The following is a 4,329-nucleotide window of genomic DNA, read 5'->3' as shown; positions in this document are numbered from 1 at the left end:
CTCAAAACCTAAAAAAGATGAAAAAACTGATATCAAAGAAAGAAGAATAAAAAATAAACAAAAACAAATATTCTCATTAAACTCAAATGAATTACAATACTGTGAGGGTAGAATACCTCAAGAAATTATAGACGAAAACAAATTCATATTAGACGGACATATAATTCCTAAAATATCTGAGAGAAAATGTCTAGAAGCTGCAATATTTTGCCTTGCAAGTCAAGCATTAGTATTTGAAAGAGCAAGTACATTTGCAAATGATATCGCTAAAACTTCTGATGAAAATTTACAAGATAATGAATTTGTCTACAATTTATCAAGACAATATTTAAGATTTCCCGAAGATAGATTTACGCCCTTCTATAAATATTCAAACAAATACAAAGGAGGACTAACCTCCCTCGCACAAGATATCCTAGATAATCCTAGAGAACTAAGAGAAGAAATAACTAGTAATGTGAAATTTATGGGACTAAAAACTACTTCATTTTGGTACCTATGTCTAGGAGGAAAAGAATTAATGACGCTTGATGTTCACAATCTAAGACAAATCTCAAATTTAGATATCATACCAATCAAAGAAAGTCATTATCTTGGAAAAAGAAGAAGTACAGGAAAATGTATTCCAACAGGAACTTCAAATAAAGAATATCTTAAAATTGAAAAAGAAGTTCAACAATATTTTAGAGAAAATATGATGACAAACACCTTCCTTTTTGAAAATGGGAATTTAGATTCTTCATTCCTTACTGCATTATTTTGGTGGGAAGGAGTAAAAATTGAAAGAGGAATTAATCCATACCAAACTAATCTATTTAAAAATACACTAGATCTTGGAAAAGTACTTCCTTATCATCTTGACGAATAATGTACTTACTAAGAAGAGAAAACTATATAAACAATTTTAATTTTAATTTAATTATAAATGGTTTCTCTAGCATTAGCAGAAGATTATAGAAAAAATCCTGAATACAGACAAGAACTACACATGGAAAATGTTCTAAGTATTATAGAACAATCCGATTTAAATCAAAAAACTAAAACTAAAATTAGTAACTTAAATACTTATGAAGAAGTATTTTCATACTTACAAGAATACTATGGATATACATTCCCACTAAAACCAGATTACTACGAAAAATTCCCAGTCCTTCTTCTAAGAGTTGCATCTGAAAATGCAAGAAATTCTGCAGTAAATTTAAATCATGTGAAAGGTTTAAGTAAATCATATCAAAATACGGGAATAATAAAGCCACCATTAGTAACAATTAATGGCCTTATACCTGACGGAGGTCACAGAGACTTAGCAGCAATTAATGAAAGAGCAGAATTCATCTCAGTTGTTGTAGGAGATTTTGAAAAAGGAGCAAGAGTAAGTGCAGCTTCTGACTCACAAGTCAAATATGCAGATTATGGAATTGTCATGGCAATTGCTAAATCAGCAAAATATGGTACTGATGTAAATGATTTAGTAGCATTCTCTAATAAAAAAAGAGATACTATAAATTCTTACATTAGATTTGGTCTTAATGCAATTCCAGAATTAAAATATGCTATATTAGAACAAGGATTACCATTGTCTCACGGTATTAGTGTTGCAAGATTAAATAATCAAGATCAAGTATATTTTTTAAAACTCCTAAAATCTAGAAACTGGAAATCATCAAGAAAATGGGTTGACAAAAATGTATCAAATTTTTTAGGACTATATCCTAATAAAAAAACTATTGAAAATATAATTTTAGATTCACAAAATAAAGATTTATCTAAAATCTCAACTGAAGATGAATTAATAGAAAAAATAACAAATATTTCAAGACCAACTTATCAAGTAGAGAATTTAAACTTTAATTTATCTGAAACACAAGAAGAAGATACTCAACAAACAAATTCAAGAAAAGACCCATTAGAACAAAAATCTCAAGCAATATTTAGTTATCTCTCAAAACTATACCAACTAGGATTCATTAAACAAAATGAATTAAAAGAAGCGCAATTAAGACTAGAACCAACAATTCTTAAAAATTTATTAAACAAAAATGAAACTCTAGTTAGTAAAGTAAAAAAATCAGTAAGAAATAACAAACTAGAAAAAAAGATATACACATTTGAAGATGCATTCAGAGAAGTATCAAAAGGATTTGAAGAAGGAAAAGCAATCAAAGCTGCTTTCGAATTAAAATATCACAAAGAACAATTTAATCTAGAACACTTACTAACAAACTCTCAAAATAAAGTAGTTCCATCAAGATATAATGTAAGAGGAACTATTGAAGATACTGCAAAATCAGCAATGGAACTCGTAGACTCAATAACTGAACATGGAATACTTCAACCAGTACTAGCTTATAAAAATGAAGAAAATGAAATAGAAGTAATCTGTGGAAATAGAAGATTTTTAGGGTTCAAAATTGCACAAATGTATGCAATGATAAATGGAATCAAATCAGAAAAATTACAAGAATTACCTATTCTACTTATTAATGAACCAGTAAGTGAATCAGATATCATTAAACTACAAATTGCAGAAGACTCACAAAGAATGTTTACACCTCTTGAAAAAGGAGCACTATATTGTCAAATAATGACACAATATAAACAACAAGGTGCAAATAAAATTTTAGCAAGAAGAGAAGCAATTAAAGAAATTAAAAAATCAACCAGTTACTCTCAAAGTCATATTAGAAGACAAATGGCTTATTGGGAAGACATGCCTGAATCAATAAAAGATGCTCATACACACAGAATAGTAAATACTGAAATGCTAGATGGGTTAATTGATTTAGGACTTTATACAAAAACACACATGAAAGAAGTCCTAGCACAAGCCCTTCTAACAGAAAGAAGAAAAAAATCAGAAGTAGTCCAAATGTATTATGGAAAAACTGACAAAATAAGTGAACAATTTGACTTCACAAATAAAAAATTACCTATGCTCGAAGTAATTACAAACTTTAATCTAGGACACACAATTGCCCAATACATAAGAAAGTCATTATAATGAACTACGACATTAAAATCCCAGGAAAAGGAACTTTAGTCTTCAAACCAGAAAGAGCAAAAGAAGTAGGAAAAAGAATTATAGAAATCTATCATAATCCTAATTCTATCATGGGAAGAACAATCCCTCCCCAAATTGCTAATTTCCCTATATTTTTAGATAATGATCCAAAAGGAGCAGCTCATTATTTAATGACTCTAGCAATGACTGATTATCAAACTGAAAGTGATAAATTATATCCTAATATTTGCAAAATGGTAAATAAAGAATATAAAAGTGGAAATGGATTCATATTCGATCCAACATTTATTGCAACCAATTTTCAAACAAAAAAAGAAGTAAAGACATTCTATGAAAATTTAGGCTCAATAATTGCCCCACATGCAAAATATAGATACTTATTAGAAAATGCCATAACACTTCAACAAGAATTTGATGGAGATGTGAGAAATATAATTGAATCAACTGGTAAAAAAACTTTAGAAAGCGAGCTTGCAATTCAAAAACACCTAAAAGGATTCGGAGAAGGGACAACTCCACTATTTTTAAAATACTGTATGCAAAGAAAATTAATTGATTTTATTGACCCAGAAGAACTACTAGTAAAAGTTGATGTTCATAAATTAAGATTCCCATTTGCAATGCAATTATTTGATTTTGAAGAAACACATAAAGGGAGTTTTTGGGAAATTGATAATTCAAATACAAAACTAATCAATGGATTTAAAGAAATTTACAAATACATGGCAACCTCAAATGCAAAAAATAATAAACAAGCAGTAAATAACCTTCAAGCAATTGATGAGACTGTTTGGAGATTAAGTACAGACATATGTCGAAATAAAAACATAAATCTATGTCAAGACCAATGTCCTATTCTAAATTCTTGTTCAGGATTACCCTACTCAATTTCAGGAAAAGCATCACCTAAAAAAAGAAAAGAAAAAGATAGAATTAAAGCAAATGAAGAATCAATAGGTACAAATCAGGAATTATTTGGAGTATTACCAATAACTAGAAACCCCAAAAGAGAAGAACTCCATCAGAACACAAGAATGTTCTATGACCGAAAAACGAAAAAATTCCATATTGCTCAAGGTTGGAGGACTATTTACCCTAAAGTTGATTGTAGAGAAGGAGAAAAAAATACATCAGAACAAAAAAGATTATTCGACTTTTAAATCTCACTATAAATCTTATCTTAAGAATTTCTTTTTTCCTTATATCTATTATACAAATAACATAAAAGAACTAATTCCAAAAAAAATCCAATACTAAAACTCTTACCTAAACCAAAATAAAAAATCCCTATTGACATTAAACAAATC

3 protein-coding genes are annotated in these 4,329 nt (G+C 28.7%); all 3 read left to right on the top strand.

The features are described from left to right. Positions 1 to 868 (top strand): hypothetical protein (locus tag PF569_08165; GenBank protein MDA3856206.1); only part of this gene is annotated, 868 nt, incomplete at its 5' end. Between the two features lie 57 nt (positions 869 to 925). Continuing rightward, positions 926 to 3,001 carry a ParB N-terminal domain-containing protein gene (locus PF569_08160; GenBank protein ID MDA3856205.1) on the top strand — a complete coding sequence of 692 codons (2,076 nt, stop codon included), beginning with the start codon at positions 926 to 928 and terminating at the stop codon, positions 2,999 to 3,001. Then, positions 3,001 to 4,182, top strand: a complete 1,182-nt coding sequence (locus PF569_08155; GenBank protein ID MDA3856204.1) for a hypothetical protein — start codon at positions 3,001 to 3,003, stop codon at positions 4,180 to 4,182. The genes PF569_08160 and PF569_08155 overlap by 1 nt, the downstream gene beginning before the upstream one ends. Positions 4,183 to 4,329: the final 147 nt, after the last annotated feature.

It is taken from the genome of Candidatus Woesearchaeota archaeon (genome assembly GCA_027858315.1).
GTDB lineage: Archaea > Nanobdellota > Nanobdellia > Woesearchaeales > UBA583 > UBA583.
This window is presented reverse-complemented; position numbering and strand designations above follow the sequence as displayed.

What these genes read in the sequence shown, in the direction of transcription:
- PF569_08160 (MDA3856205.1), top strand. Translation starts at nt 926, where the DNA reads ATGGTTTCTCTAGCATTAGCAGAAGATTATAGAAAAAATCCTGAATAC.
- PF569_08155 (MDA3856204.1), top strand. Translation starts at nt 3,001, where the DNA reads ATGAACTACGACATTAAAATCCCAGGAAAAGGAACTTTAGTCTTCAAA.